Origin of the sequence: Natronorubrum halobium, from assembly GCF_051351675.1 — an archaeon.
Taxonomy (GTDB): Archaea; Halobacteriota; Halobacteria; order Halobacteriales; family Natrialbaceae; genus Natronorubrum.
The window spans coordinates 1,061,281-1,087,430 of record NZ_CP195595.1 but is presented as its reverse complement, the minus strand read 5'-3'; the positions used below and the strand labels follow the sequence as shown (position 1 = coordinate 1,087,430).

24 protein-coding genes are annotated in these 26,150 nt (G+C 65.8%); 11 read left to right on the top strand and 13 right to left on the bottom strand.

Annotated elements, in window-relative coordinates:
• Positions 1-3 precede the first annotated feature (3 nt).
• The 4 genes from ACSFC7_RS05290 to ACSFC7_RS05275 all read right to left on the bottom strand — a co-directional run bounded on the left by ACSFC7_RS05290 (position 4) and on the right by ACSFC7_RS05275 (position 5,683).
• The gene (locus tag ACSFC7_RS05290; protein ID WP_436346708.1) at positions 4-1,218 is read right to left on the bottom strand and encodes a nicotinate phosphoribosyltransferase; all 1,215 of its coding nucleotides are present in this window, start codon (positions 1,216-1,218) and stop codon (positions 4-6) included.
• Positions 1,219-1,325: 107 nt separating this feature from the next.
• A complete protein-coding gene (locus tag ACSFC7_RS05285; RefSeq protein ID WP_436346707.1) occupies positions 1,326-2,252 on the bottom strand; it encodes a DMT family transporter in 927 nt (308 codons plus the stop codon).
• A 272-nt stretch (positions 2,253-2,524) separates the two neighbouring features.
• Positions 2,525-3,958, bottom strand: coding sequence for an Hvo_1808 family surface protein (locus ACSFC7_RS05280; RefSeq protein ID WP_436346706.1), 1,434 nt, complete (start codon positions 3,956-3,958; stop codon positions 2,525-2,527).
• Between the two features lie 96 nt (positions 3,959-4,054).
• Positions 4,055-5,683 carry an Hvo_1808 family surface protein gene (locus ACSFC7_RS05275; protein WP_436346705.1) on the bottom strand — a complete coding sequence of 543 codons (1,629 nt, stop codon included), beginning with the start codon at positions 5,681-5,683 and terminating at the stop codon, positions 4,055-4,057.
• A gap of 166 nt (positions 5,684-5,849) precedes the next feature.
• Between ACSFC7_RS05275 and ACSFC7_RS05270 the strand changes: the two genes are divergently transcribed.
• The 3 genes from ACSFC7_RS05270 (at position 5,850) to ACSFC7_RS05260 (ending at position 7,045) form a co-directional block, all read left to right on the top strand.
• Entirely contained in the window at positions 5,850-6,428 is a 579-nt protein-coding gene (locus ACSFC7_RS05270; RefSeq protein ID WP_436346704.1) for a cysteine hydrolase family protein, read from the top strand.
• Positions 6,429-6,667: 239 nt separating this feature from the next.
• Positions 6,668-6,829, top strand: coding sequence for a hypothetical protein (locus ACSFC7_RS05265; RefSeq protein WP_436346703.1), 162 nt, complete (start codon positions 6,668-6,670; stop codon positions 6,827-6,829).
• Between the two features lie 57 nt (positions 6,830-6,886).
• Entirely contained in the window at positions 6,887-7,045 is a 159-nt protein-coding gene (locus ACSFC7_RS05260) for a hypothetical protein (protein ID WP_436346702.1), read from the top strand.
• A gap of 244 nt (positions 7,046-7,289) precedes the next feature.
• On the opposite strand, the gene ACSFC7_RS05255 is transcribed toward ACSFC7_RS05260, so the two are convergent.
• The gene (locus ACSFC7_RS05255) at positions 7,290-7,781 is read right to left on the bottom strand and encodes a PaaI family thioesterase (RefSeq protein ID WP_436346701.1); all 492 of its coding nucleotides are present in this window, start codon (positions 7,779-7,781) and stop codon (positions 7,290-7,292) included.
• 254 nt (positions 7,782-8,035) lie between these two features.
• On the opposite strand from ACSFC7_RS05255, the gene ACSFC7_RS05250 reads away from it, so the two are divergent.
• Positions 8,036-9,388 (top strand): FAD-dependent oxidoreductase, encoded by a 1,353-nt coding sequence (locus ACSFC7_RS05250; RefSeq protein WP_436346700.1) that lies wholly within the window; start codon positions 8,036-8,038, stop codon positions 9,386-9,388.
• A 309-nt stretch (positions 9,389-9,697) separates the two neighbouring features.
• Positions 9,698-11,113, top strand: coding sequence for a serpin family protein (locus tag ACSFC7_RS05245; RefSeq protein WP_436346699.1), 1,416 nt, complete (start codon positions 9,698-9,700; stop codon positions 11,111-11,113).
• 15 nt (positions 11,114-11,128) lie between these two features.
• Here the strand turns inward: ACSFC7_RS05245 and ACSFC7_RS05240 are convergent, their stop codons facing one another.
• The gene (locus tag ACSFC7_RS05240) at positions 11,129-12,013 is read right to left on the bottom strand and encodes a hypothetical protein (RefSeq protein ID WP_436346698.1); all 885 of its coding nucleotides are present in this window, start codon (positions 12,011-12,013) and stop codon (positions 11,129-11,131) included.
• A 62-nt stretch (positions 12,014-12,075) separates the two neighbouring features.
• On the opposite strand from ACSFC7_RS05240, the gene ACSFC7_RS05235 reads away from it, so the two are divergent.
• The gene (locus ACSFC7_RS05235; protein ID WP_436346697.1) at positions 12,076-12,804 is read left to right on the top strand and encodes a lipoyl protein ligase domain-containing protein; all 729 of its coding nucleotides are present in this window, start codon (positions 12,076-12,078) and stop codon (positions 12,802-12,804) included.
• 158 nt (positions 12,805-12,962) lie between these two features.
• Positions 12,963-13,460: a DUF7529 family protein gene (locus tag ACSFC7_RS05230; protein WP_436346696.1), complete on the top strand. Its 498-nt coding sequence runs from the start codon at positions 12,963-12,965 to the stop codon at positions 13,458-13,460.
• A gap of 48 nt (positions 13,461-13,508) precedes the next feature.
• Here ACSFC7_RS05230 and ACSFC7_RS05225 read toward each other — a convergent pair whose 3' ends face one another.
• Both ACSFC7_RS05225 and ACSFC7_RS05220 read right to left on the bottom strand, forming a co-directional pair.
• The gene (locus ACSFC7_RS05225) at positions 13,509-14,480 is read right to left on the bottom strand and encodes a hypothetical protein (protein WP_436346695.1); all 972 of its coding nucleotides are present in this window, start codon (positions 14,478-14,480) and stop codon (positions 13,509-13,511) included.
• 344 nt (positions 14,481-14,824) lie between these two features.
• Positions 14,825-15,589 carry a DUF5806 family protein gene (locus ACSFC7_RS05220; RefSeq protein WP_436346694.1) on the bottom strand — a complete coding sequence of 255 codons (765 nt, stop codon included), beginning with the start codon at positions 15,587-15,589 and terminating at the stop codon, positions 14,825-14,827.
• A gap of 171 nt (positions 15,590-15,760) precedes the next feature.
• Here ACSFC7_RS05220 and ACSFC7_RS05215 point away from each other — a divergent pair, with 171 nt between their 5' ends.
• Positions 15,761-16,897: a thiolase family protein gene (locus ACSFC7_RS05215; RefSeq protein WP_436346693.1), complete on the top strand. Its 1,137-nt coding sequence runs from the start codon at positions 15,761-15,763 to the stop codon at positions 16,895-16,897.
• Positions 16,898-17,395: 498 nt separating this feature from the next.
• Entirely contained in the window at positions 17,396-17,806 is a 411-nt protein-coding gene (locus ACSFC7_RS05210) for a PLD nuclease N-terminal domain-containing protein (RefSeq protein ID WP_436346692.1), read from the top strand.
• A gap of 62 nt (positions 17,807-17,868) precedes the next feature.
• On the opposite strand, the gene ACSFC7_RS05205 is transcribed toward ACSFC7_RS05210, so the two are convergent.
• From ACSFC7_RS05205 to ACSFC7_RS05195, 3 genes are read right to left on the bottom strand one after another with little or no spacing between them, the layout of a single operon-like run.
• Entirely contained in the window at positions 17,869-19,317 is a 1,449-nt protein-coding gene (locus ACSFC7_RS05205; protein WP_436346691.1) for an ethanolamine ammonia-lyase reactivating factor EutA, read from the bottom strand.
• Between the two features lie 14 nt (positions 19,318-19,331).
• Positions 19,332-20,156, bottom strand: coding sequence for an ethanolamine ammonia-lyase subunit EutC (eutC, locus tag ACSFC7_RS05200; RefSeq protein WP_436346690.1), 825 nt, complete (start codon positions 20,154-20,156; stop codon positions 19,332-19,334).
• A gap of 2 nt (positions 20,157-20,158) precedes the next feature.
• The gene (locus tag ACSFC7_RS05195) at positions 20,159-21,520 is read right to left on the bottom strand and encodes an ethanolamine ammonia-lyase subunit EutB (RefSeq protein ID WP_436346689.1); all 1,362 of its coding nucleotides are present in this window, start codon (positions 21,518-21,520) and stop codon (positions 20,159-20,161) included.
• 262 nt (positions 21,521-21,782) lie between these two features.
• Between ACSFC7_RS05195 and ACSFC7_RS05190 the strand changes: the two genes are divergently transcribed.
• Entirely contained in the window at positions 21,783-22,958 is a 1,176-nt protein-coding gene (locus ACSFC7_RS05190; RefSeq protein ID WP_436346688.1) for an MFS transporter, read from the top strand.
• A gap of 76 nt (positions 22,959-23,034) precedes the next feature.
• Here the strand turns inward: ACSFC7_RS05190 and ACSFC7_RS05185 are convergent, their stop codons facing one another.
• Positions 23,035-24,765, bottom strand: coding sequence for an aldehyde ferredoxin oxidoreductase family protein (locus ACSFC7_RS05185; protein ID WP_436346687.1), 1,731 nt, complete (start codon positions 24,763-24,765; stop codon positions 23,035-23,037).
• A 185-nt stretch (positions 24,766-24,950) separates the two neighbouring features.
• Here ACSFC7_RS05185 and ACSFC7_RS05180 point away from each other — a divergent pair, with 185 nt between their 5' ends.
• Entirely contained in the window at positions 24,951-25,520 is a 570-nt protein-coding gene (locus ACSFC7_RS05180; protein ID WP_436346686.1) for a DUF2391 family protein, read from the top strand.
• Between the two features lie 286 nt (positions 25,521-25,806).
• On the opposite strand, the gene ACSFC7_RS05175 is transcribed toward ACSFC7_RS05180, so the two are convergent.
• The gene (locus ACSFC7_RS05175; protein ID WP_436346685.1) at positions 25,807-26,079 is read right to left on the bottom strand and encodes a hypothetical protein; all 273 of its coding nucleotides are present in this window, start codon (positions 26,077-26,079) and stop codon (positions 25,807-25,809) included.
• Between the last annotated feature and the right edge of the window lie 71 nt (positions 26,080-26,150).

Genomic DNA, 26,150 nt, shown 5'->3' with positions numbered 1-26,150 from the left:
GAACTACTCCGCGTCCGCCTTCGAGCCGAACTCGACCGCCTCCGCGTCGGCCAGACACCGCTCGGTCGCCGCCTCGAGGTCGAACTCCCGGACGATCTCGCCGTCGCGAACCAGCGGCTCGAGTAACGCCTCGCCCTCGTCCGGCCCCTCGCGGTCGGCGAGCGCGACGTGGTGACCCCCGTCTGACGTTCGGTACGCCTCCTTCACGCCCGAGAGCTTGCCCCGCTTGGAGACCGGTTCGCCCTCGTCGCCGGACTGCGTCCGGCTGCTCGAGGGATCGTCCGATCCCTCGCTGATTTCGACGATGTCGAGGCTGAAGTCGACCGAGTCGGCACCGGTAATGTGGCTCCCGACGCCGAAGCCGTCCGCGACGTCGTGCAGGTTTCGGATACTCTCGGGGACGAGCCCGCCGCTACAGAAAATGTCGACGTCCTCGTGGCCGCGCGCGTCGAGTTCCCAGCGGACTTCCCGGATGATGTGACGGAAGTCCCCGCGCCGAGAACTCGTGGTGTCGATGCGAACGCCGTCCAGATCCTCGCCCAGCGTCTCGGCGGCCAGCAGGCTCTCGCTCTTCTCGTCCCAGAAGGTGTCGGTCAGTGCGATTCGGGGAGTCTCCTCCGGGACGGCCTCGTCGAACGCCGTCCAGGCGTCGGCCTGATTGCCCTCGCCGAAACAGAACATGAGCGCGTGGGGCATCGTTCCGCCCGCCTCGCGGTCGAGGATCTCGCCCGCCGCGACGTGGGAGAAGCCGTCGAGGCCGGCGAGCAACGCGGCGCGTTCGACCGTCGCCGCGATCGAAGGATGAACGTGGCGCGCGCCGAAGGAGAGGACGATCGACTCCGGGGCCGCGAGCCGCGCCTCGAGTGCGGCCGTCGCGAACCCGCTGGGCTGAGAGAGGAATCCGAGCAGTGACGTCTCGAGTTCGGCGAACTCGAGGTACGGCCCTTCGATTCGCAATACGGGACCGCCGTCGAACAGTTGGCCGTCGGGCAGCGCGTCGATATCCACGTCGCGGCCCTCGAAGAGCGTCGCGACATCTGCGACGCCGGTGAACACCTCGAAGGAGCCGGTCGGGAACTGGTCGGCCGTCACCTCGGCGACGACGTGAGGATTCTTCCCGGCGTGCTCGAGGGTGTCCCGGGTGCGCTCGAAGTAGGCGTCGGTGGCGCGCCCCTCGAGAATCGCCTCCGCTGGGACGGTTCCGAACGGGTTTGACATACCGACGGTTTTCCGGGGCGGACAAAAAAGCTACTCGTCTGCAGTCGGAGCCGCGAGCACGTCCGTTTCGGCTCTGTCGAAAGTGCGGTTCTGGGTTCCGACGGACGTTACTCGGCCGTCGATTCAGCTTTCAGCGCCGAAAGTTCCCGTGCGATAAACCGCCGCTTCGTGAGGACGAATCCGACGGCGATGAGTAGAAACCCGAAAACGGTCAAGAGGGAGATCTCTTCGCCGAGGTAGAGCCATCCGACGACTGCAGCGATAGCGGGTGCGACGTACGAAACCATGTTGAGTTCGACCGGACCGAGCGTTTCGAGCAGGGTGAAATACAGGAAGAAGCCGAGTACGCTCGAGACGATCACGAGAAACGCCAGCGAGCCGATCGCTTGCGGGTGCGTCCACGCACCGACGTCGATCGGCTCGCCCATCGAAGCGCTCACCGCGTGCATGAGAATCGCTCCGCCGAGCATCGCCCACGCCTGCATCGTGAGCGTAGGAAGCGACGACTCGATTCGGCGCGAGAGGACGCTTCCGAGCGCCATCGCTGAAGCGGCACAGAAGATGAGACCCGTAGCGATCACGTCCGACGACAGTAAATTCGCCGGATCGGGACGTGCGATGACGACCACGCCGGCCACACCGCACAGGAGGCCACCGACGCCGATCGGGGTCAGCGAATACTCCGGGACGAACACCCGCGAGAAGCCGGCCGAGAGAATCGGAGTGAGGCTCACGATGATCGCGGCCGTCGCGGCCGTCGTGTGCTGTTGGCCGGCGAAGAGGAACGCGTGATACGCAGCGATGAGAAACACCGCACCGACGGCGACCTCAGTCCACTCGTTTCGTCCTCGTGGACGCCATACGTCCTCCGTGTAAGAGACGTATGCGATGAGCAGTATCGCGGCGAGATCGTATCGAAACGCGGCGAAAAGCACCGGGGGAAAGTGCAACAGGCCAGCGCTAATCGCGACGAACGTCGTTCCCCAGATGAGACAGAGAGTGAGAAACAAGCCTCCGTTCCGATATCGGTTCACGAACCAGGTGTTGTCCGCATCCCTGCTTGAACGTACCGGACTACACGTTCCTCGAGAGACCACCGCTCCGCGTCGACCGATCTCCGGTTTGCGCCGCGTTCGCGCCTCGTATTCAGTACTGCGCGACGAAGTTCGCTCGAGCCCGTAGAGGGTTCGCCAGTCAGTACACACGTGACGCGAGCGGCACGTCCACGAGAACGGATGGTAAAGAGAGGACGTCAACAGAGCGCCCCTCTCGTACCCACACGTCGTGGAACGGAGACGGCAGTGATCTACGGCCGCGCAGCCACAACCGACCCTGACACAGTCGTCGCCGGCGTCGGCGCCGTGATCGGCCGCTCGAGCGTCGTCGACGCCGTCTCCGAGCCGTGGATCGCCTCGAGATCGGCGACCGTCGGCGCACCGACGATTTCGACGAGATTCCCGTCGACGGTCACGCGGTAGGTCCCGGTGAACTCCTCGCCGCTCCCGATCCGATAGACGTCGTCCTGGCTCTCGACCGGCGTCGCACCGCGGTTCTCGAGGAGCGTTCGGTAGGCGTCGGCGAACTCCTCGGCGTCGTCGTCGCTCTCCCAGGCGAGTTTCCAGACGTGGCCGGTCCGGTTCTCGTCGTCCGCGTCGTGGTAGACCTGAATGGTATCGCCGGCCCAGCCGTCGGTCGCCGGATGGGAGTAGTTGTACGGCGAGAGCTCGGTCGCACCCTCGGTGAGCCACCGATCGACGACGTTGTTGGTCCAGAGGGAGGCGAACAGCGTCGCCTCACCGACCGTCTCAGTGCGGGGGTCGCCGCCGCGAGTGAACGGTTCCCAGTCGTCGTTCGAGCGGTCCGCCACCGCGACGTCGACCGGCCGATCGTCCGGGTAACGCTCGGGGTGGATCAACTGGCTCGTACTCGCCGGTCGGTCGCCGTAGGCGCCGTCGACGGCCGCCCAGCCGCCGCGGTCGCGGAGGTGGTCGACGAACGGCGTCCCCTCCGAGTACGGCGTGTAGATCGAGAGAAAGAGCCCGGCGTTGAACGGAGTCCCGCCGAGGTTGGTAGCCGGCGGCCGCTCGTGTTCGGCCAGACACTGCCACGACTCGCCACAGCGCTGCTCGTACAGGCGGGGCACGTAGTTCGCCTCGCCCTCGGTGAGACCGATCTCGGCTCGCTGTCCGTCGATCGACTGCCCGCGTCGCTCGAGGCCGAAGTGCTGGTCCTGCAGCGCGTGGACCAGTTCGTGGACGACCGTGTTGCGATCGATCCGGATCTCGTCGGGGTTCTCCGTGATGATGACGATCCGGTCGTTCGTGTAGTAGCCCTGGACGGAACTGCCGTAGAGGGTGTTCATCGCCTGATTGACGTCCGTCTCGCCGTCGACGATGAACGCGCCGCGCCAGACCTCGTTCACGAACGGCGACGCCGACCTGGGCTCGCCGCGCTGGCTGCGATACTCCGCTCTGGTGATCACCTCGAGTGTGACGTCGTGTTCGAACTTCAGCTCGCGGATGACTTCGATCCGGGCCATCGAGCGGTACTTGACGGCCTCGAGTTGGCGCTCGGTGAGCGCGTCGTCGTCGTCGAACTCGAAGGCGTCGTCGTGAGCGTAGCCGTCGACGTATCCGAACTCGCGGTCGGTGTCGAACCCGTCCGGAGAGCCGGGAAGCGTACAACCGGAGAGGACGAGCAGCGAGACGACCGCAAAGCGTGCGAGATGGCCGCGTTGCATCTGGCACCTCTTTCGACGGTGGGGTCATAGGTTCACCGCTCGCCGCTACTCGGGGCGTCTCGCGCCGTCGAACGCGGCTCCCGCAGTCGGAACCGCTCAGTTCCGGCGGCGCGCTGCGAGCAGGGCGACCGCGATGGCGATCGCCGCACCGGGAGCGGCGAATCCGGGGATGGAATCGTCGTCGGCCGCACCGTCACTCCCCTCGCTCTCCGTCGCATCGGTCTCCTCGGTCCCGTCCGTTTCGTTCGTCTCGGTACTCGCCTCGCTGTCGGCGGTGACGCCCGCCGCGATACCATCCAACTCGTCGACCGACGGTGCGCGAACGATCGTCACCGTCTCGCCCTCCGTTCGGACGGCGTACGCGCCGGGGTACGCGTCGTCGATCTCGTAGAGCCCGTCGCGGTCGTCGACGGCCTCGGCGTCGTTGATCTCGAGGAGTTCGCGGTAGCCGTCGGCGAACTGCTCGGCGTCCTCGCTCGAGGTCCACTCGGTCCGCCAGACGAAGCCGGTTTCCTCGGCCCCGGGCGTTCCGTTCGCCGCCGCGTCCGAATCGACGTAGGTGACGAGTTCGTCGCCGGCCCAGCCGTCCGTATACGGCTGGTCGTAATCGATCCGGAAATCGGGGGTGAGGAACTCGTCGTTTTCGATCACCGACGGCTGGGAGGGATCGAGCGGGTCCCCGCCGAACATCGCGACCATTCCCGCTTCGCCCACCGTCTCGGTCGCGACCTCGCCCTCGACCTCGAACGGCTCCCAGGAGTCGTCGGACTCGTCTTCGACGCTGACGTCGGCCGATTCGCGGCCCTCGTCGGGGTGGATTACCGCCGCGGAATGCTGTGGCGGGTCGTCGTAGGCCGCGTTGACTGCCGACCAGCCCTCGTCGGCCTCGAGCAGGAAGTCGACGTACTCCGGCCCCTCGTCGTAGGGGTGGATGAGCATCGTGTAGATACCCCAGTTCATGTCGTCCGGCGTGGTCGGCTGCGCGTCGGTATCGGGGAGACAGTCCCACTCGGTCCCGCAGTTCCGGTCGTACTCGGTCTCCACCGTCACGGCGTCGCCCTCGACCAGTCCGTTCTTGGCGTTGTCCTGATCGATGGTCTCGCGGTCGTAACTCGTCAGGTCGAAGTGCTGATCCTGCAGCGCGTGGACCAGTTCGTGACCGAGGATCACTTCGTCCACCTCGGGCGACTCCGGACTGTCCGAGACGAGCACGATCTCGTTCGTCGCCGGATCGTAGTAGCCGCCGACGCTATCGCCGTACATGACCTCGAGTTCCGCCTCCGCGTCGGTCTCGCTGTCGACCATGAACAGCGCCTCGTAGGTGACGTTCTGTTTGAGCTGGTCGTCCTCGGACAGTTCGACGAACAGTTCGTCGTCGTCTTCCTGGAACTCCCCGCGAGAGACGACGTCGACCGGAACGTCGTCTTCGAAGGTCAGGCCGCGAATCTGCTCGACGCGCGCCATCGACCGGTAAACCACCGCCTCGAGTTCGTCCTCGTCCTCGATGGTGGCGTCGTCGCGGTCGTCGACGGCGAGTTCGTCGTCGTACCAGTAGCCTTCGACGTAGCCGACGGTGTCTTCGGTGGACGGATCGTCGGGCCGGTCGGCGGAATCGCCGGGGGGCAGTAGCGGGACCGCACCGCTGGCCGCGACGAACAGCAGTGCGAGCATCGACACCGCGACCAGCGCGGCGAGGACCCGTGTTCGCGTCAGTGTGGCCGTCATTTGGAAGAGTTGACAGGCAGTAGGGAGGGGAGTGTAAAAAGACCGCTGGTTGCCACAGGGGCCGTCGACCATCGCCCGGTGGCACACGGCCGTCGACTCTTCGCCGACGGCAGCGACCGATCCGTCACGAACGTTTTTAGCGGGGAGTTCGTACGACTACGTAGCTATGCACCTCGACCCAGCACGGACGGCGGTCGTCGTCGTCGACATGCAAAACGGCTTCTGTCATCCCGACGGTTCGCTGTACGCGCCGGGCAGCGAGACGGTCATCGAGCCCATCGCCGACCTCGTCGAGCGGGCCCGCGAGGCCGACGTGCAGGTGCTCTACACGCGAGACGTCCACCCGCCCGAACAGTTCGACGACGCCCACTACTACGACGAGTTCGACCGGTGGGGCGAACACGTCCTCGAGGGATCCTGGGAGGCCGAAATTGTCGACGAACTCACCGTCGAGGACGGGGATCACGTCGTCGAGAAACACACCTACGACGCCTTCTACAACACCGAACTCGAGGGCTGGTTGAACGCTCGCGGGATCGAGGACCTCGTGCTCTGTGGTACCCTCGCGAACGTCTGCGTGCTCCACACCGGCGGCAGCGCCGGTCTGCGGGACTTCCGGCCGCTCATGGTCGAAGACTGCATCGGAGCCATCGAGGACGAACACAAGGAGTACGCCATCGACCACGCCGGCTGGCTGTTCGGCGAGATCGTCGACAGCGACGACCTCGCGTTCGGCGACGACTGATAGAGTCGGTTGTAACCGTTTACCAGCGCAACCGCGAACCGTCTTGCGGTTGCGACGGAAATGACTTCCAACCGACCCTATGACGCCAAACGCGACGCGGCCGATGCAGCCACGGGCCGACGATCGACTCGAAGTGAGAGCGTTTTCTACCCCCCGTCCCAAGGGCGTGGTATGAGACGCTCTCGACGGACTCGAGGCGAACGACTCGAGCGCCGCGCGGACCACACGGGTGAGGCCGTATGAACGAGCGGCGAATGCGAACGATGTACGTCGCCGGCATCGCGCTGAACGCGGTCGCGCTGGTCTACGCGGCGATGGACGGTTCGCCGCTGTTCGCGGCCACGTTCGGCATCGTCATGTGCTACCTCGGCGTGCGCTACTGGATGGTCTCGAACGCCTAAGAAGCGCGTCGCAGTTCAGGTGCAACCGTATCCTCGCCGAGACTGTACAGAAAGTCGATGCTCGAGTCGGTCCCTCCACTCGTCGAAACGGCTATCTACGGCTACTTCGTCCTCGTCGCGACGATCGGCTGTTACCTCCACGGCCGGTTCTGGATCGGCTCTCGGAACCGGAATCGAGATGAGTTATCCGACGAGACGCCCGTAATCGAAAGCTAAGCTCTCCTCCCACCGGATGTCGCTGTTGCCGTCGGTATCGGCTATGATTCTCGAGTTCCCGTCTCCGCAGATCGAACGCAGTCCCGTCCGGTGACTCGAAACGGAACGCGCGCTCGCTGACGCGGAGTACGAACCGGTTCCGATCCTAACCGACGAGTTCCAGAAGGCCGGCGTCTCCGTCTCCGGTCCGAAGCTCGAGTTCGGTCCGACCGACCGAACGAGGCTGCTCGTGTGATCGGCCCATTTACTCCCGTTCCGGCCGGAAAATCCGGTACGCACCCTGTCCGGTCGCGACCGCTTCGGTCTCTCCGTCCGGGGTCGTGCTCTCGACGGTGATCTCGCTGACGCCGACGCTACCGCCGACGCGGACGACGTTCGCCGTCGCCACCAGATCACCCGTCGCGGGGAGGAGGTAGTTGACGTTCAGATTGATCGTCGCGATCCGGACTCCGAACGGTTCGTCCATCGCCGTCTGAAGCGCGAAACCGCCGACCGTGTCGATCAGCGTCGCGGCGACGCCGCCGTGGAGGTCCGCGCGTTCGTCCGCCGGCGCGTTCGGGCGCGTGTTGCTCAGTTTCTCGTCGTAGGGGATCGCGAGCGTCATCCTTCCGTCGCCGACGTCGTCCACGCGCGTCCCGATCCACGAGAGGAACTCCTGATTCTCGTCGATGAAGTACTGGAGCAGACTCTCGAGGTCGTCGAACTCGTCCACCATCGTCCGCATGTCCTCGGTCATGTTCGTTGCTCCCAGACCGACGTTCTTTACGGCACCGCTTCAGGGTTTACCCGTTGATAACTGTTCATACTGCCGAGCAAAGCTGTCCGAATTGCATACTGCCGAGCAAAGCTGTTCGAATTGGTTGGTCGCGGACGCGCGACCGACCTCTCACTGCCGTCCGTCCGACAGTATCACTGTCGGTCGCAAGCAGCGTCGCCGTGCTGAAAGTGTGGTAATACTTAACACAGTGCGCCGCTACTAGGGGAGCTAACATGACGTTGGCGACGGTTCGGAGATATCACCCCACTCGGAATCCCACCACGGAGGGGGAGGCGGTCGTGGTAGGGGGAAGTATGGCTGGTCTCCTCACAGCCCGGGTCCTCGCGGACAGTTATCGGGAGGTAACCGTGATAGAGCGGGATCCAACCCCGACCGAACCGGTCGCTCGCCGGGGCGTTCCTCAGGGCCGACACGTTCATCTGCTACTCGAGGCGGGGCGTGCGACCATCGAAGATCTCTTTCCCGGATTCGGCGAGGAGCTTGCCAGGAGCGGCGGGGTGATACTCGACGGCTCGCGCGACGTGAGACACCACCAGGAGGGCGATTTCCTCGCCGACGGATCTCGACAGTTCCCGTTGTACTTCGCCACTCGACCGCTCTTCGAACACGTAGTTCGACGACGCGTTGCCGACCTCGACGCCGTCACGTTCCGATCGCGGTGTCAGTGGACCGATTATCTCGTCGATGAATCCGCGACGACCGTGACGGGAGTCGCTGTCAATGCAGCGGAGGGCCACTCGGAGGAACTGGGTGCCGATCTGGTCGTCGATGCGACCGGTCGGACGTCCAGGACGCCGACGTGGCTACGGGCGCACGACTACGACCCGCCGGAAACCGACGAAGTCCGCGTCGATATGGCCTACAGTACGGCGCACATCGAACGGCCCGTCAACGACCGGCAGATGGTCCTGGCGGCCCCATCGCCCGAACTCGGCCGTGGCGGTTCGACGTTTCCGGTCGAAAACGGTGGACGGCTCGTGACCTTGTTCGGCCTGCACGGCGATCATCCGCCGACGGACGAGGAAGGACTGATCGAGTTCGCAGCGGACCTCCCCGTCCCGCATTTCGAACGGCTTCTCGACACGCGGACGTGGCTCTCCGAGGATATCGTACACTACCCGTTCCCGACCAGTATCCGGCGGCGCTACGATACCCTAGATCGGTTTCCGGAGGGGCTGCTCGTCGTCGGTGATGCACTCGCCAGTTTCAATCCGATCTACGGACAGGGGATGTCGGTGGCGGCCTTGGAGGCGTTGGTGCTGCACCACGCGCTCGCGGACGGGAGCCGCGAGGATCTCGCCGTACGCTTTTTCGATCGGGCCGAAGACATCATCGACGTCGCCTGGACGTTGTCCGTCGGCGGGGACTTCGCATTCCCGCTAACCGAGGGGACGAAGCCTCGCGGTACCGATCTGACCAACATGTACATCTCCCGCCTGTTGCGCGGGTCCCACGACGACCGGGTGCTCCGGGAGGCGTTCGTCGAGGTGCTCATGATGGAACAGCCCCCGACGACACTGTTCTCCCCTCGCATCCTGTGGCGCGTCCTCAAACCGACACGGTGAGCGAAATTCAGCCGCGTTCCGCGCACGCTTCGCCTCGTAGTAGTGGATCGAGTTCCCTGTGTGCCCCGTACTGACCAATTAGTATCCCTCGTCGGTGCCTTTCGGAGAGTGTTGCATTCGCGCGATGCATGCAGCATAGCTCGCCGAATAGCAGCCGTCTCTGATAGAAATTTCGACGTTCGTTTCGCCGAGCAACTGAAGGCTGTTTCACTTCTGAGACGGACTGAAAGAGCGGATTCGAACGACCAAGCTCAAACGGAGTTTTCAGCCTACGGAAAGCGTTTATCAACAGTCGGTGGCTACTCGAGTATGAGCGCCGACAGGCGAACCGTGCTCGCGCTCGCCGGCGCCCTCCTCGCCGGGGCTGCGGGCTGTGCGAGCACCACCGATCCGGACGATACGAACGGCACGAACGACGAACCGAGCGACGACGACCCGTTCGACGGCTACGAGACGCCCGACTTCCCACAAATCGAGCCCACCACCGACATCGACCTCGAGACCGGCCTGCTGGCCGAGCAGGTGCGCGGCAACGTCGACTTCGCGCTCGAGTTGCTCGCCCAACTTCGCGACGGCGACCCCGAGGCGAACCTGTTTTTCTCGCCGTACAGCGTCTCGGTCGCGCTGGCGATGACGTACGCCGGCGCGCGCGGCGAGACGGCCACCGAGATGGCCGACGCGCTTCGATACGAACTTGCGGGCGAGGACCTCCACGTCGCGTTCGGCGCGCTCGAGGGCGAGTTCGAACGGCGAAACGTGGACGGTGAGGAGGTCGACAGCGGTTACCCGGGGGACGAGGAAGACGGCGACGCGGACGAAGACGCCCTCGGCTTTCAGCTCTCGAGCGCCAACGCCACCTGGGCCGACGAGGGGTATCCGTTCGACGACGAGTTCCTCGACCTGCTCGAAGTCTACTACGAGGCCGGCGACCACCTCGTCGACTTCTCGGGCAGTCCCGAGGAAGCCCGCCAGGAGATCAACGAGTGGGTCGAAGAGCGGACGAACGACCGGATCGAGGACCTGCTACCGGAGGGGTCGATCGACAGTCTGACCCGACTCGTACTCACCAACGCGGTGTACTTCCTCGCGGCCTGGGAGTACGACTTTGATCCCGCGGACACCGAACCTGAGCCGTTCACGAGCCTCGACGGCAGCGAGACCGACGTCGAACTGATGCACCAGCGCGAGGAACTCCCGTACGCCGAAATTGACGGCCACCAACTCGTCGAGTTGCCCTACGCTAACGGCGATACGAGCATGGTCGTCGTCCTCCCGGCCGACGGAGAATTCGAGACGTTCGAGGAGTCGTTCGACGTCGACCGGCTCGCGACGATGCTCGAGGAGACGTCCAGTCCGGAGGTCGACCTCGCGCTTCCGAAGTTCGGCATCGAATCGACGTTCAGCCTCGTCGAGGTGATGCAGGATCTGGGGATGGAGCGATCATTCACCGGCGACGCGGATTTCGGCGGGATGACGGATGGTGATACCAACGATCTGTACATCGCCGAGATCATCCACCAGAGCTTCCTCGAGGTCGACGAGGAGGGGACCGAAGCGGCGGCTGCGACGGCAGTCGTAATCAACGAAACCGCAGCACCGGAACCGTCCGAACGAGTCGAGATGACCGTCGACCGGCCGTTCCTGTTCTACATCCGCGATCGGCCGACCGAGACGCCGCTGTTCGTCGGTCGCGTCGTCAACGGCGAAACGCTGCAGGACGACTGACGGGGTACTATCGAATCAGTCGTCACCGCTCGAGCGAACCCGTACCCGAACGTCCTCGCCGACCTCGAACGCCCGATCCGGACAGATGAGTTTCGCCCCGAAGTCGCGGTCTCGAGCGCAGAACAGCGAGAGTCCGGTGATCGGCTCGTCGTTGGCCGTGACGACGACGTCGTCCCAGGCGATCGTCCGACCCCTGGCGACGCCGAGTCGGTCGCCGTTCAGCGAGACGGGCGTCGGCTCGCGCTCGAGCGCCTCGTCTCGGCCGTGAATCCCACCGCCGTCGTAGTGCGGCAGCCCGCCGTCGAGCACCCCACCACCGTCGGCCCGAACCCCCACGAACGCCTCGCCCGGGTCGGGATGTGTCGGAGCACCGAGCACGGCGTAGGTGTCTCCAGTCGAAACCACCGCCCCGGTGCCGTCCCACTCGAGCGGTCGAATCCCGATCCCCAACGAGAGCGGGAGCGACCCCGACGCACGGTGCGGGTTCTGATCGGGACCCCGAAAGCCGACGTGGAGGTGGTTGTCGACCCAGGGGGCGAAAAAGCCCGCCCGGACGAGCGTTCCCAGCGAGTCACCGCGTTCGACGCGCTCTCCCGCCTCGACCGACGGCTCGACGTGAAGGGTTCGAGCCGTCAGCCCCTCGAGATTGCCGGGACCGTCACACTCGACCAGAATCAGATAGTCGTGCTCGGGCGCGTAGGGTTTCGGCGGCGCGCGGACGGCTCTGGTCTCGAGAACGGTCCCCGAGACCGGACTCGGAGCCGACGTCGTGCGGCCGTCCCGGAGCGTGCCGGGATACAGATCGATCGCACAGCCCTCGTCGTGGGCGGGATACGGCGAGTTGTACAGCGAAAAACGCTGGTACTGCGCCAACACCGTCTCGGGGAGCGTCACGGCCATCGGTTGTCAGTATCGTCTGCGCAGCGGGAGCGTTTAGGTCCGTCGGGACCACGCTCCAGTTGATGCGAGTCATTCGCGGCCGCGCGGCGACGATCGAGGCCGATCGCGACGTCAGCCGACGGCTGCTCTCGACGGCCGCCGACGGCGACCCCGCCGTTCGAGTCTGGACACCGCACCGACAGGTCGCGTTCGGCAGACGGGACCGGCGTCTCGAGGGATACGACCGCGCCCGCGAGCGCGCTCGAGAGCGCGGCTTCCCGCCCGTCGATCGCGACGTCGGCGGGCGGGCAGTGGCGTACGACGGCGAGACGGCGCTCGCGTTCGCCCGCGCGGAACCGGTCGCGGACTTTCGTCGAGGCACCGACGACCGATACGAGCGCGCTACGACTGCGGTCGAGGAGGCGCTTCGGGGACTCGAGTCCGACGGCGACCTCGAACCAGACCGCGGCGAACCGGCCGACTCGTTCTGCCCCGGGACGCACTCGATCTCGCTCGAGAGCGCGACCGGCGGTCGGCGCAAGGTCGTCGGCATCGCCCAGCGCGTCCGTCAGAACGCCGCGGTCGTTGCCGGAATCGTCCTCGTCTCGAACCGCGACGCACTCGAGACCGTCCTCGAAGGCGTCTACGGCGCACTCGGGGTGCCGTTCGACCCCGAAACGGTCGGCACCGTCGCGGACGCGGGTGGGCCGTCGGACCCGGCGGTCGTTCGGTCGGCGCTCGAGGACGCCCTCGTCGGCGACGACCGATCGAACGTGACGGTCGACTCGGTCGACGAACTCGGCGGCGACTGACTCGAACCGGTCGTGAACGGACAACGGGCGCTGTCGGCGGTATCGAGACGAACACCGGATGCCGCTGAGGCGGCACGCGGTGATGAGACAAGGTTTTTCTTCTCGGTGCCGTCGGGGTCGAGTATGATTCGAGTCCGACCGACCGCGGAGGGAGGCCGATGACCACGGACGAAGCCGACTCGCAGTGGGCGGCCCTCATCGAGGACGCGACGGCTATCGCCGAGGAGTATCAGGAGACCGGCTGGGACGCGATCGTGCTCGAACCCGACGCGGTCTCGCCGGTCGACCGCGAGGAACGGACCGGACTCGACGTGCAGGTCTCGACCGACGAGTACGAGTTCCTCGAGCGGCTCATCGAGAGCAGCGAGGTCACCGTCACGACTGCCGACGTCTACTACCGGCCGCCCGAGGGAGACACCCCGGAGCGGATCGCGCTCGCGGTCGAGCGCGACGACGAGACGGAGACCGCCGTGTTCGTCCCGCTTTCGTACGACCTGGACGAATCGCGCTCCGTCTTCGAGACGGCGTTGCGGGCGGAAGAACTCCTCCTCCACGTGACGACCGCCGCTCCGGCGGACGACGGCTGGGTCAGCTTCTCGCACGACGATCCGTCGCTGTTCCTCGAGGAATCCGACGTCCGGGAGTGGAGTCAGTGAGGAACGGATCCCGCTCGGCCGGCGACTAGCCCGGCGAGCCGGAACCGTTCAGCACGAATCGAACTCGAACGTCCCGTTGAGTGCCATCGAGTGCCCGTCGTAGTAGGCGTAGAGGTTCTGTGGCGCGGTGTACCGTCCACCGTAGTGTCCGACGGGGCCGGTCGTGTCGATAATATTGTCGGCGTGGTCTTCCGTGAACTGCAGGTTCTCGCGCTCGAACACGAGTTCGTCGTCGAGCCAGTAGCGCACGATGCCGTCGTGGTTCGCCTCGCCGTCGGTGACCGTGTTCACGCACACGTAGTATTCGAACTCGTACCACACGCCGGGTTCGATCTCGGGCGACCCGACTGCGTACTCCTCGCCGTCGACGAGGTAATCGTGATCTCCGACGCCGTGATGACCGTTACCCATGTGATACGTGTTCGAAAGGAGGTGGAACGGCCCGTCCGGATCGGCGTCTCTATCGGTCACGTACATCCGATTACTCCAGCCGTTAGTCCCGTCGGGACTACCGCCGCCAGCACTGCCTTCGCCTCTCCCGATCGCAACGTTCCAGAGACGACAGTTCGACGGTGCGTTGCGCTCGCCCATCGACCAGTCGGTGTTGAGCGCGAAATTGACACGCCCGTTGAGTTCGAACAGTCCGTCCTCGAAATCGTAATGCGTACTCAGACCCCAGTGGTCGTTTTCACGAACGCGGAGCTGTAGGGCGGTCTCTCCGGACTGCGTCGGACTGGACACGAGAGTGAGATTGTCGCGGTCGCCGTTCGACATCCGGTAGACATCGTCCCAGCTGTCGTACTCATCGTAGTCCAGGTGAACGATGCTGTCCGGTCGGTCGCAAGCCGCTGCCGTCTCAGTTCCGAGTCCGGTCACACCGACCAGACTGCCGGCACCCAAGAGTCCGCCCATCTGCAGCGTGCGGCGACGGGTCATTCCAGCGTTCGATGTCGCGGGTGATTCGTCGCCGTTAGTTCCGTCGGTCGCGCGATTCTCGGCGTCTGTGGTATTCGTAGGCATCCAGTTTGGTGATGGGGCTCAAGTTCTAATTGTATTGAATTAACTACGGATATGACGGTCGCAATCAGGCACCCACAGTAACAGTTGACGTCTGTAGGACGGACGTAGTGGCGTGACTACTCCCGATCTCTCGCACGGCGACCGTAACCGGACCGCTGCGGGGTGAAGATAGTCGGAATCTATCCAGCGATCGATCCGGAAGACAGGGTCTAATACCGGGATCGAGGCCATCGATACGCGCCGCGAGAACGGGCGGCCTACTGACACACATAAACGGTTTGCTTGCAAACAACAGTACACAGGCAGACCGTTACCCCACCCGAGCTACCCGAACAGCGGCCGGTTCACTCCTCGTCTCGCTCCCGTAACTCCTCGCTGGCCGCACGCACCTCGCGCATCACGCTCGAGATCCGTTCTTCGGCCTCGAGTTCCTCCTCGACGGAGAGGTCGACGCCTTCGACCTCGAGTAAGAACTTGGCGACCTCGGTCGACTCGTACATGACGTCGTCGAGTTCCTCGGCGGTGAAGAAGTCACACATCGCGCCGTAGAGGAAGGTCGCGCCGGCCGTCCGGACCTTGTCCTCGAAGGAGGAACGAGCCTGGTTGACCGCCTGCGGGGTGTAGGTGTCGGTCATGAAGGGGACGAGTTCGGGCAGGTTCTCGCCGATCTTGGTCATCTCGACGCCGGTCTCGGTCCGGAAGTCGGAACAGAGTCGGGCGATGGCCCACTCGCGGGCCGTGATGTAGGTTCTGTCGCGCAGGAACTCGTTGACTCGGTCGTACTGCGCGCCGTCCATCTTCGTGAACCGAGCGTACTTCTGGACGTCTTCCGGGACGTCGGACGCCTCCGGTTCGGGGTCCGGAACCCCCGGCATCGTCTCGTTGCTACTCGCCTCATCGTCACCATTGTCGGGACTCGCAGCGTCGTCGGTGTCGTCACCCGCAGCATCGTCGTCGGTGTCGGGGCCGTCACCCGCAGCGTCGGGATCCGTTTCGCGCGTCTCGGAGCGTGACTCCGATTCGGGGGGAGATTCGGCGTCGTGATCGGCGTCGGACGCCGGTTCGCTTTCGGCGTCGGCTCGAGCGGCGTTCAGTCCGTCGTCGTCCATAGCCGCGTATTGCCAGCAACTCGGGATAAGCATTGTTCTCGAGTGTGCCTCGTCGGCGGAGCCGACCCCCGTTCGTAATCCGCGTCGAGGAGCCTCGTCCCCATCGTAAACAGTTGATGTGTGTACAGGAGTTCTACCGGATTTAAGTCCGTGAGGGTTATTCGCTAGTGCATGTCACAGACGCCAGTCGTAGTCGAGGCCGTACGGACTCCACAGGGGAAAGAAGACGGCGTGTACGCCGACGTCCGCAGCGAGGACCTCTCGGTGCCGCTGATCGACGAAATCCTCGCCGAAACCAGTCTGTCGGGCGACGAGATCGACGACCTGATGTGGGGCTGTGCCCAGCAGCGCGGCGAACAGGACAATAACGTCGCCCGGGTCATCGCCCTCCTCTCGGAACTCGGCGAGAACACCCCGGCGACGACGATCAACCGCTGGTGTGCCTCCTCCATGCAGGCGGTCATCTCCGCCTCCGACGCCATCGCCGCGGGTAACCGCGACGCCATCATCGCCGGCGGTGTCGAGAGCATGTCCCGCGTCCCGATGGGCGAGAACTCGATGGAAGTCCACCCGCGACTCGCCGAGATGTACAACATCGGCGAGCTCCAGATGGGAATGACCGCCGAGAAGGTCGCCGAGGAGTACGGCGTCAGCCGCGAGGAGCAGGACGAGTACGCCGCCCGCAGCCAGCAAAACGCCGAAGAGGCGACCGAGGAAGGTCGCTTCGACGACGAGATCGTCCCGATCGAGACCGAGGACGGCACCGTCGAGGAAGACGAGGGCATCCGTCCCGGCACGACCGCCGAAAAGCTCGCCGAACTGCCGACCGTCTTCAAATCCGACGGCACCGTCACGCCCGGTAACGCCTCCCAGATCTCCGACGGCGCCTCCGCGCTGCTCGTCACGAGCGAGGCCTTCGCCGAGGAGCACGACCTCGAGATCCTCGCCGAAGTCGGCATGAACAACGTCGCCGGCGTCGACCCGACCGTCATGGGGATCGGCCCGGTGCCGGCTACTGAGGGACTGCTCGAGCGCAACGGCCGCGACATCGACGAGTACGATCTGGTCGAACTCAACGAGGCGTTCGCGAGCCAGTCGGTCTACTCGCGCGACGAACTCGGTATCGACCCCGAGATCTTCAACGTCAACGGCGGCGCCATCGCTATCGGGCACCCGCTGGGTGCCTCCGGTGCGCGCCTCCCCGTTACGCTGATCCACGAACTCCAGAAGCGCGGCGGCGGCCTCGGACTGGCGACGCTCTGTGTCGGCTTCGGCCAGGGTGCGGCGATCGAGTTCGACGTCAACTGAGCAGCGGTCACTAGGCTTTTTGGTCCAGATTTTGCGAGGGAGACCGCGAGCGAAGCGAGCGAGTCGACCGAGACAAAAGGTGGTCGCGCCAAGGGGCGGCGATCGAGTTCGACGTCAACTGAGCTAGCCCGCACGAATTCCGTATTCTTTCTGAAGGTACCGAACGGCGAGTAGCGAGGGCAATCCACGTGCGGTGGCGCGCGCTGGGCTTCGGCGAGCGAACAGCGAGCCGGAGCCCAAAATTGCGCGAGGGATGAGCGAGTGAACGCGTGAACGAGCGAATCGGTTGGGGAGGACGTGGAAATCATAACCGCCAGCGCGATCGGAGCAGTCGTCTCGTTCCAACTATCTCACGAACCCTCAAGACCCCTCCAGTACTACCAACCCGTTCGAACCCTCCTCAATCGAGTACAACGGAGACTCGAGCACGAGCGTAAGCGAAGATCGAATCCACAGTATGGCCGGGAATTTAGATAGCTCCGCCCCGACAGTACACGCATGAGCAGCCTCCTGCTGGCGGCGATCGTGGGCATCCCGCTCGCCTGGCACCTCGCGCTCACCGCCTTCGCCTACTACGACGCGGGCAAAGTGGGCCTCGAGCCCCCGAAGAAGTGGGCGGCGATCACGTTCTGCATCCCCCTCTTCGGCTTCTTCATCTACCTCTTCGAGCGCAGCGAACTCGATTACAAACCGGAGGAGGACCCCTATCGGGGACACAACTTCAACATCCATCCCTCGAGGGCCGACGACGCGCCGCTGCGGTCTCGCGGTGACGACCGGCCCAATCCCGACGATGCCGACTGGGACGGCACCGGCGACTGGGACGAGACGGACGAGGAGGAGTGGGGCGATACCGGAGAGCGCTGGGGGAACCGAGACGGCGGCGACGAAGAGCGCGAGAGCCGGTAGAAACCGTTCACAATTCACGCTCACTGAGGGGCGACGGAGAACGCCGTTATGACCGAACGTCGCTACTCCCCGAACGCCAGCGTCTTCACCACGACGGGGACGCTCTCGCCGCCCGACATCGGTTCGCCGACGTCGAGGAAGTCGCCGTCGCCGGCGACGAGTTCGTCGAGGACGATGAGGGGGCGATCCGTTCGGCGGCGGAGCACCTGTCCGAGCACCTTCGCGCAGTTCTGCCGCGTGACGACGACGACCGGGAGCGACGGCGAAAGCGCCGCGAGCGCAGGGACGAACGCGTCGGCGACCGCTCGCAGTCGGTCGTACGCGAGCGGCCCGACGTCGTCGATCGAGAGCGCGACCGCGTCGACCTCGTCGGGATCGTGACGCTCGAGTAATCGACCAACGCGCTCCTCGAAGCGCCGCTCGAGCGCCGCATCCGAACACTCGGAGACGTCCGGAACCGCCGAAACGGGCACGTTTCGCAGGGGAAGCGTCGAGGGCTCGAGCGAGACGGTTCGCCCGCTGAGCGTCGTCGTCTCCGTCCCGGCACCGACGACGGTCGCCCGAATGTCTTCGGCGGGCTCGCACACCGGCCACGACCGAACGACCTCGTGATCCGCGAGCGCAGCCGCCAGCGCACCGCCGAGATCGCCGTAGGCGAAGGGATCGTCGGGCGGCGAGCCGACGAGTCGACCGACGCCGCCGCTGAAGACGACGCCATCGAACTCGAGCGACTCGTCGGGAAGGGAGCCGATCGCGAGGGTGCGGGTGAGGTCGTCGAACGGCGGGCCGACGCAGAGATCGACGATCCGATCGGCCATCGCGGCCGCGAGTTCGTTCAACGCGTCCTCAGTCGGTGACTCACCCGTAGCGATGGGCAACTCGAGTGCCTCCACGAGCGTTCGAGCGGGCGGCGAGAGGGAGACGACGCGTCGCCGGTCGTCGAACGCGACGAGTCGGCCGCCGACGTCGAGACAGCGGGTCTCCCGGACAGCGGCCCCGTCGGTTCCGGCACCAGCCCCATCGAAGATCGCGACGTTCGTCGTTCCACCGCCCACGTCGACGTTGGCGACCAGTCCGCCCGTCTCCGCGGCGCGGGTCGCCGCACCGGAGCCGCGCCCGGCGAGGACGGCCTCGAGCGACGCGCCGGCCACCGCGGCAACGAACTGGCCGGCGTCGGCGGCCAGTCGGTGGACGAGCGGTTCGGCGTTTTCCCGGCGGGCGGTCTCGCCGGTGACGATGACCGCGCCGGTATCGATCTCGGCGGCCGTCACGCCCGCGGCCTCGAGTTCGCGGTCGACGAACGCGGCGACGCGGTCGACGTCGATGGTCTCCGAATCGATCAGCGGGGTCTCGCGAACCGTGCCTCGGTGGACGATCGCTCGATCCGTGATCTCGGGACTGGCAGCGCCGCCTGGTGGCGTCTCGACGCGCAGTCGGCTGACGATGGCGTGCGTCGTGGTCGTCCCCACGTCGACGCCGATGCTGGTGAGCGTTCGCCGGGCGTCAGTCACGGCGACCGCCCCCGCTACGTCGTGAACTCACGGTCGTCTTCGCGGAGGTCGATGCCGCTGGCCTCCCGCTCGAGCATCTCGGCTAACAGGTCGACGAGTTCGGCGCCGGCCTCGACCGGCGGCAGCCCGCCGCCGTGAACGTTCGAGACGACGGACTTCTTCGCCGTCGGGAGGCCGCGTTCGGGCCCGTAGACGAGGTACGCGCTCAGACTCTCGGCGGTTCTGAGGCCGGGGCGCTCTCCCACGAGATTCACGCAGCAGCCGGCCTCGAGTTCCTCGCCGATCGCGTCCATCACGTCGACGCGGCCGTACTCGACGAAGACCGGCGTACCGACCTCGATATCGCGGTCGGCGAGACCGTCCCGCAGGACCGCCAACAGCTCCGGGACGTTCGCCTCGACGGCCGTCGAGGAGAGGCCGTCGCTGACGACGATCTGGACGTCGGGCGCGTGCTCGCACTCGTCTCGAAGTGTCTCCAGGCTCTCGTCCGCGAGTTCCCGCCCGAGGTCGGGACGGGCCAGGTACTGGTCCGTGTCCGCGACCCGCGTTCGTAACCGTACCAACTCGAGGTCGTCGATGAGGCTCTCGTCGACCCGTGACTGAACGGCGTCGCGGGCGAGACCGTGGTCCGCCCGGAACTCGAGGAGCGCGTCAGTCGTCGGTCGCGGCCCGGCGCGGCCGACGCCCAGCCGCGCGGGGGTTCGGTCGGCGATGCGCTGGAGCGCCTCGTCGCTCCGGTGGTCGGTCGGTTCGTCGTCCCGCTCGTCGACCGAGTCGGGTACGTCAGCAGGGTCGTCGGTCGAATCGGCTTCGTGGGTGCGATTGGAATCGGATGCCATGGTCACGTGAAGACGGTCGGATCGCCCGCGCGGTCGGTCAGTCGGCCGTCGCGCCAGAGTCCCATCTCGGCGAGCCACTTACGGAACGGGGTCGTCGGCTCGAGGTCGAAAATCTCCCACAGCGCGGCGGCGTCGTGGTAGCTGTTCGACTGGTAGTTCAGCATCACGTCGTCGCCCATCGGCACCGTGATGAAGTAGTTCGTCCCCGCCGCCGCGAGCAGGACGGCGAGGTTCTCGATGTTGTTCTGGTCGGCCTGAATGTGGTTCGTGTAACAGGCGTCGATCCCCATCGAGATGCCGTGAAGTTGGCCCATGAACACGTCCTCGAGACCCGCCCGGATGACCTGCTGGCCGTCGTAGAGGTACTCGGGGCCGATGAACCCGACGACGGTGTTGACGAGGAACGGGTCGTACCGCTTCGCGAGGCCGTAACAGCGGGCCTCGAGGGTCAGCTGATCGACGCCGTGGTGGGCGTCGCCCGAGAGCTCAGCGCCCTGTCCCGTCTCGAAGTACATGACGTTCGGTCCCGACGAGGTACAGCGACGTTGGGCGAGGTCGTGAGCCTCGTCGAGGAGGTCGACGTCGACCCCGAACTCGTCGTTGCCGGCCTCGGTGCCGGCGAGGCTCTGGAAGACGAGGTCGGCCGGCGCGCCCTCCCGCATCGCGTCCATCTGGGTCGTCACGTGCGAGAGACAGCAGTTCTGCGTGGGAACGTTCCACTCCTCGATGAACTCGTGGGTCGCCTCGAGAATACGCGTCGTCGTCTCGACGGTATCGGTGACCGGGTTGACGCCGATAACGGCGTCGCCGGCGCCGTAGGCCAGCCCCTCTCGGGTCGCGTCGACGATGTTGTCGATATCGTCCGCGGGATCGTTGGGCTGGAGTCGAAACGAGAGGGTTCCGGCCTCGCCGACGGTCGTGTTGCAGCGGGCCGTCACCGTCATCTTCGAGGTGACGAGCACGAGGTCCATGTTCGACATGAGCTTCGTCACTGCCGCGATCATCTCGCTGGTGAGACCGGGGCGGATCGCCGCGATCTCGCGGTCGCCGGTCTCGCTGGCGACGAGGAACTCACGCAGGTCGGCGACGGTCAACTCCCTGATCTCCTCGTAGATCGGCTCTCGCACGGCGTCCTGAATGACTCGCGTTACCTCGTCCTCGTCGGACGGAACGACCGGGTTCTCGCGGAGCGTCTCGAGTCGCATCCCCGCGAGCGCCCGTTTTGCGGCCACCCGTTCGGCGGCCGATTCGGCCGCGATTCCGGCCAGTTCGTCGCCCGTCTTCGGCTCGTTGGCCTTCGCCAGCACCTCGGAGACGGAGTCGAACCGGTCACCGGCCGACGGATGTGTGGTTTGAATAGACATGACACGGACGGCGACGGCTACACCGTGAACCGGCTTCACAGTTTGGTCCCGGTTCCGACAGCGCAGTGGTGGGACTCGAGCCGGCGGTTCGTTCGGCGGCGGCACCCGCTCGTCGACATCCCGGTCGCGCACCGACCGATACGACGGCAGGGTCGCACACCGACCGATACGACGGCTGGATCGTGAGCCGACCGATACGACGACCGAGTCGCGCGTCGACCGAGATGACCAGCGTCTTTATCCGCGGGACGGCAGAGCAGATATGGACCGGGCACGCATCTGGACGCTGGCGATCTTCCTGTTCGTCTTCGGCGACGCGATGGCGATGCAGGCCCGGGGACCGCTCCTCGCCAGCCTCGAGGCGAGTTTCGGCGTCTCCGAGGCCGCACTCGGGCTGGTCGCGCCCGCCGGAACGATCGGCTTCGTCGTCGCCGTCGTCGCGACCGGCGTCCTCGCCGGCCGACTCCGGATGCGGTGGACCCTGCTCCTCGGCGTGATCGGGGTCTGTGCCGCACTCGTCCTGATGGCCGGTGCGCCGCTGTACGCGCTCTTCCTGCTCGCGCTGCTCGCACAGGGAGCGGCGGCCGGAGTGTTCCGCGGCCTCGATCGGGTCGTGTTGAGCCACCTGCACACCGCCCGACGGGGCCGGATATTCACCGCCTACGCGCTCATCTGGGCGATCGGTGCCGTCCTCGGCCCGCAACTCGTCAGCGCCGTGCTCGCGGTGGCCGGCTGGCGAGTCGTCTTCCTCGTCATCGCCTGCTGTCTCGCGCCGGTCGCCGTCGTCGCGGGCCGCGTCGACCTCCCCGCGATGGACGCCGAGCGATCGATTTCTCCGGACGCGCTTCGCGCCCTGCTCCGGCGACCCGCCGTCGTCGGTTCCTGTACCGGCATGTTTCTCGTCGGCAGCGTCGAAGGAATCATGTTCACCTGGCTCGCCTACTACGCGAGCGGGTTCTACGGGGCGGCGACGGCCAACCTGCTGCTGTCGGCGTACCTGCTGGCGTACGTCCCCGCACGGGCCGGCTACACGGTCGCCGTCGAGCGCGTTCCCTACCTGACGCTGCTGTTCGCGGCGACGCTACCCGCGATTCCGGCGCTCGCGCTCGCGTTCTCCGGGATTACCGGCCCGCCGCTGTTTCTCGCCGTCTTCGTCGCCGGTGCGGGGCTCTCCAGCGGGTTCCCGACGTTGTCCGCGTACGCCATCGAGGCCGCACCGGAGTACAGCGGGCCGCTCACCGCCCTGACCGCCGGCGCGACGTACGCCGGAATCGCGATCGCGCCCGCCATCGTGGGCGTCCTCGCGGAGTGGTACGGTATCGGTCGAGGACTGTGGCTCGCCGTCGGGTTCGCGGCTGCGCTCTCGGTGACGGTCGCGGCGACGTGGGCGTGGACCGGCACGGCGCACGCGCCGACGGCTGGACCAGCCGCGGAGTAGTCGTACCGAACGCGCGAGTCGAAGAAAACGGATGCACGATCGCATCGGCGTCGGGACCGACGCCGTCGGATCCCGCTCAGTCGTCCGCCGGGGCGGCCGTGTCGCCGCCGAACTGCCCGTCGGGAACGGTGCCGTCGTCGTTCCAGCCGCGTTCCGCGTAGTACTCCGTGAGGCCCTGATCGAAGTCGGGGATCTCGTAGGGCAGCGCGTCGTCGCCGCGGTCGAAGCCGCGCTGGTTGTTGAAGTGGCGCTCGAGCGAGACGACTTCGCCGCCGAGTTCGAGCAGTTCCTCGTAGTCGGCGTCGAGGAGTTGCTCCATGCGCTCGGGGGTCACGAAGTCCCGAGAGAACTTACAGAGGACGCCGCTGTCTTTGATGACGTTGACGTTCTCGAGTTCGATGACCTTCGGCGGCTTGTTCTCGAGGCCGTCCTTGTCGAAGGCGTCGTCGGCGTCGACGAGCGGGTACTCGTAGGGGTAGAACTCGGCGTACATGTGGTCGGCGCCGCGGTTCGAGGTGGCGAAGGCGAGCCCCTGTCCGTTCAGCGTGCGGCCGTCGTGGGCGGGGAACTCCATTCCCTTGACGGTCCAGTTTTCGACGCCGAGTTCGTCGTGGAACTCGTCGATGCCCTCCGCGAGCGTGTCGCCGACGCCCTCGCGGTAGGCGATCTTCTCGACGAGGTCGTGGATCAGGTCGACGTTGCCGAACTCGTCCTCGCTCGAGAGGTAGGCCGCGACGGCGTCGCCGGCCGAAATTGTGTCCAGTCCGAGTTCGTCGCAGAGCTTGTTCGACTTCATCACGTCGACGATGTCGTCGACGCCCGAGTTCGGGCCGAAGGCCATCAGCGTCTCGTACTCCGGCCCTTCGGTCTCGAGGCCGGTCTCCTCGTCGCGGGTCGGCAGTTTGCAGGCGAAGGCGCAGGCCGAACAGGTGCCTTTCTTGTACTTCTTCTCGGCGACGCGGTCGCCGTTGACGCCGTCGATGCCATCGAAGGAGAGCTCCGAGAAGTACCGGGTCGGCAGCGCTTCGACCATGTTCGCGTACTCGGTGACGGAGGTGGTCCCCGACTCCTTCATCGGGTGCTCGGCCTGGGCGGCCTCGCCGTGGATCTCCATCTGGACCGGCGGAATCTCGACCTCGTTGGTCGAGTCGCCGTCGAAGGTGATCGCCTTGACGTTCTTCGAGCCGAGGACCGCCCCGAGGCCGCCGCGGCCGAACGCCCGATCCTTCGAGGTCATCATCGACGCGAAGCGGACCTGGTTCTCACCCGCGGGGCCGGCGACGACCGTGTGGTCGTTCTCCAGGCCGTGTTCGTCCTCGATGTACTCGCAGGTCTCCGGAACCGTGGCCCCCTCGAGATCCGGCACTTCCTCGAACTCGACGCGCGGGCGAGACTCCGTCTCGCTGCCCGACGAGTGTGACTCGTCGACCTCGTCTCTGACGTGGACGATGACGAGGTCGTCGCTCGCGCCGGTGATCTCGACGGCGCTGTAGCCCGTCCCGGTGAAGTTCCGCGAGAGGAACCCGCCGGCGTTCGAGGAGAGCAGGCCGTCGGTCAGCGGCGAGACGCCGGTCGCCGACATCCGACCGGTGAAGCTCATCGTCGAGTGCTGGAGCGGCCCCGTCGCGAAGTAGAGGCGGTTGTCGGCTCCCAGCGGATCGGCGTCGAACGGGACGCGGTCGTGTGCCAGTTTCGTGCCGAGCGCACGCCCGCCGAGGAACGATTCGAGGACGTCGTCGATGTCCTCGGTCTCGCTCGTTCGCTCCCCGACGTCGACCGTACACAGCGGTCCCTGTACGTGTTTCATATACACAGTAGTGCCCTCTCCGGCTGCAAAATGGTACCGGTTCCTGTTATTCGAACGGGACAGTCGGGGTCGGTGACCGGTAGTGAACCGAAGTCGCGTGGCACGGTTCGATAGCGTCCGCCTCACCGCTGAAATCGACGTATCGATCCGACGTGCTTTAGACGCCCTAGTGTGAGAACCGGACGATGGCACGATCGGAGGGGACACCCGACGACCCGACGTTAGACGACCTCTACGAGCAACTCGAGACCCTGGAGGAGACGGTCGACGACCCCCACGAGCGAACGGAAGTCCGCCGGACGATGACCCTGGCCAGCCGACTCTCTCACAACGGGATGGTCAACCGGGTGATCACGCAGTTCACCGGGAAGGACAAGGCGGAGGCGTTCGTCGGCAGCGTCATCGTCGGGTTACCGATGCTCGTCGAGGACGGCGTCATCGATATCGGCGCGTTCCTCGCGACGACGCCGGCGTTTTTCGCCGTCAACATCGCACTCGCCGTCTCGCTGGTCGTCGGCATCCTCTACGTCGCGGACTTCCGCGAGGTCCAGATCACCAACCCGTACTTCGGCCTCGTGCCGCGCCGACCGGTGTGGGTCCTGGGGATCGCGTTCGTGACGGCGACGGCGATGATGACGCTGTGGGGGCGGGTCGCGTGGGACGAGCCCTGGGTCAACCTCTGTCAGGTGTCCGTGGTCTTCACCGCGATGGCGATCGGCGGCTCGCTGGGCGACATTCTGCCCGGCGAGGAGTGATCGATTCCGTCACGAACCGATCGGACCACGTCCGGTGGCGCGCGCTCTGGTACGGTGAGGTATGCGAGGTCGAACGGAGTGAGACCTCGAAAAACGAGCGGTGACCGACGGGAACCGCGAGTCATTGACGAATTGTGCCTCAAAGTCGTGCGAGTGAATCGGTCGAGGAGGACGTAGAAATCATCGTTGCCAGTACGAGCAGCTCCCTCGAGTGAGTTACCGCCGAATATACAGCCGGACCGATCGCGTCCCGGAATTACGTCGTCGAAACCGAGTCGAGAGGTCCTCAGTCCGACGCCCGCAGTTCCGCGGCTTCGTCTTCGGGGACGTGCAGTTCGTCGTCGAGCACGACCTCGAGACGGCCGTCGTCGATCAGCCGGTTGATCTGCTCGTGGGTGAACCGGCCGTCGCACTCCTCGCCGACGAACGTCACGAAGCGCTCGGTGCGTTCGACGACGGTCGCGAGCGAGTCGCCGGTTCGGTAGGAGTAGTGGACGGTCGTGCCGGGAAAGAGGGCCGCGGCGGTCGTTCGGAGGGGGATCGAGCGGGGAAAGACCATACTCGAGGACATTCGGAGGGTACTATATCTTTTGTGGACCGCCAGAACGAAGCCCGCGCGACGGACGACGA

Excerpts from the sequence above, each read along its gene's own strand:
- ACSFC7_RS05225 (WP_436346695.1), bottom strand. The coding sequence starts at position 14,480 with ATGCCTACGAATACCACAGACGCCGAGAATCGCGCGACCGACGGAACT.
- ACSFC7_RS05185 (WP_436346687.1), bottom strand. The coding sequence starts at position 24,765 with ATGAAACACGTACAGGGACCGCTGTGTACGGTCGACGTCGGGGAGCGA.
- ACSFC7_RS05260 (WP_436346702.1), top strand. The coding sequence starts at position 6,887 with ATGCTCGAGTCGGTCCCTCCACTCGTCGAAACGGCTATCTACGGCTAC.
- ACSFC7_RS05210 (WP_436346692.1), top strand. The coding sequence starts at position 17,396 with ATGAGCAGCCTCCTGCTGGCGGCGATCGTGGGCATCCCGCTCGCCTGG.
- ACSFC7_RS05275 (WP_436346705.1), bottom strand. The coding sequence starts at position 5,683 with ATGACGGCCACACTGACGCGAACACGGGTCCTCGCCGCGCTGGTCGCG.
- ACSFC7_RS05245 (WP_436346699.1), top strand. The coding sequence starts at position 9,698 with ATGAGCGCCGACAGGCGAACCGTGCTCGCGCTCGCCGGCGCCCTCCTC.
- ACSFC7_RS05215 (WP_436346693.1), top strand. The coding sequence starts at position 15,761 with ATGTCACAGACGCCAGTCGTAGTCGAGGCCGTACGGACTCCACAGGGG.
- ACSFC7_RS05175 (WP_436346685.1), bottom strand. The coding sequence starts at position 26,079 with ATGGTCTTTCCCCGCTCGATCCCCCTCCGAACGACCGCCGCGGCCCTC.
- ACSFC7_RS05220 (WP_436346694.1), bottom strand. The coding sequence starts at position 15,589 with ATGGACGACGACGGACTGAACGCCGCTCGAGCCGACGCCGAAAGCGAA.
- ACSFC7_RS05270 (WP_436346704.1), top strand. The coding sequence starts at position 5,850 with ATGCACCTCGACCCAGCACGGACGGCGGTCGTCGTCGTCGACATGCAA.
- ACSFC7_RS05230 (WP_436346696.1), top strand. The coding sequence starts at position 12,963 with ATGACCACGGACGAAGCCGACTCGCAGTGGGCGGCCCTCATCGAGGAC.
- ACSFC7_RS05180 (WP_436346686.1), top strand. The coding sequence starts at position 24,951 with ATGGCACGATCGGAGGGGACACCCGACGACCCGACGTTAGACGACCTC.
- eutC (WP_436346690.1), bottom strand. The coding sequence starts at position 20,156 with ATGGCATCCGATTCCAATCGCACCCACGAAGCCGATTCGACCGACGAC.
- ACSFC7_RS05255 (WP_436346701.1), bottom strand. The coding sequence starts at position 7,781 with ATGACCGAGGACATGCGGACGATGGTGGACGAGTTCGACGACCTCGAG.
- ACSFC7_RS05195 (WP_436346689.1), bottom strand. The coding sequence starts at position 21,520 with ATGTCTATTCAAACCACACATCCGTCGGCCGGTGACCGGTTCGACTCC.
- ACSFC7_RS05250 (WP_436346700.1), top strand. The coding sequence starts at position 8,036 with ATGACGTTGGCGACGGTTCGGAGATATCACCCCACTCGGAATCCCACC.
- ACSFC7_RS05190 (WP_436346688.1), top strand. The coding sequence starts at position 21,783 with ATGGACCGGGCACGCATCTGGACGCTGGCGATCTTCCTGTTCGTCTTC.
- ACSFC7_RS05240 (WP_436346698.1), bottom strand. The coding sequence starts at position 12,013 with ATGGCCGTGACGCTCCCCGAGACGGTGTTGGCGCAGTACCAGCGTTTT.
- ACSFC7_RS05265 (WP_436346703.1), top strand. The coding sequence starts at position 6,668 with ATGAACGAGCGGCGAATGCGAACGATGTACGTCGCCGGCATCGCGCTG.
- ACSFC7_RS05235 (WP_436346697.1), top strand. The coding sequence starts at position 12,076 with ATGCGAGTCATTCGCGGCCGCGCGGCGACGATCGAGGCCGATCGCGAC.
- ACSFC7_RS05280 (WP_436346706.1), bottom strand. The coding sequence starts at position 3,958 with ATGCAACGCGGCCATCTCGCACGCTTTGCGGTCGTCTCGCTGCTCGTC.
- ACSFC7_RS05290 (WP_436346708.1), bottom strand. The coding sequence starts at position 1,218 with ATGTCAAACCCGTTCGGAACCGTCCCAGCGGAGGCGATTCTCGAGGGG.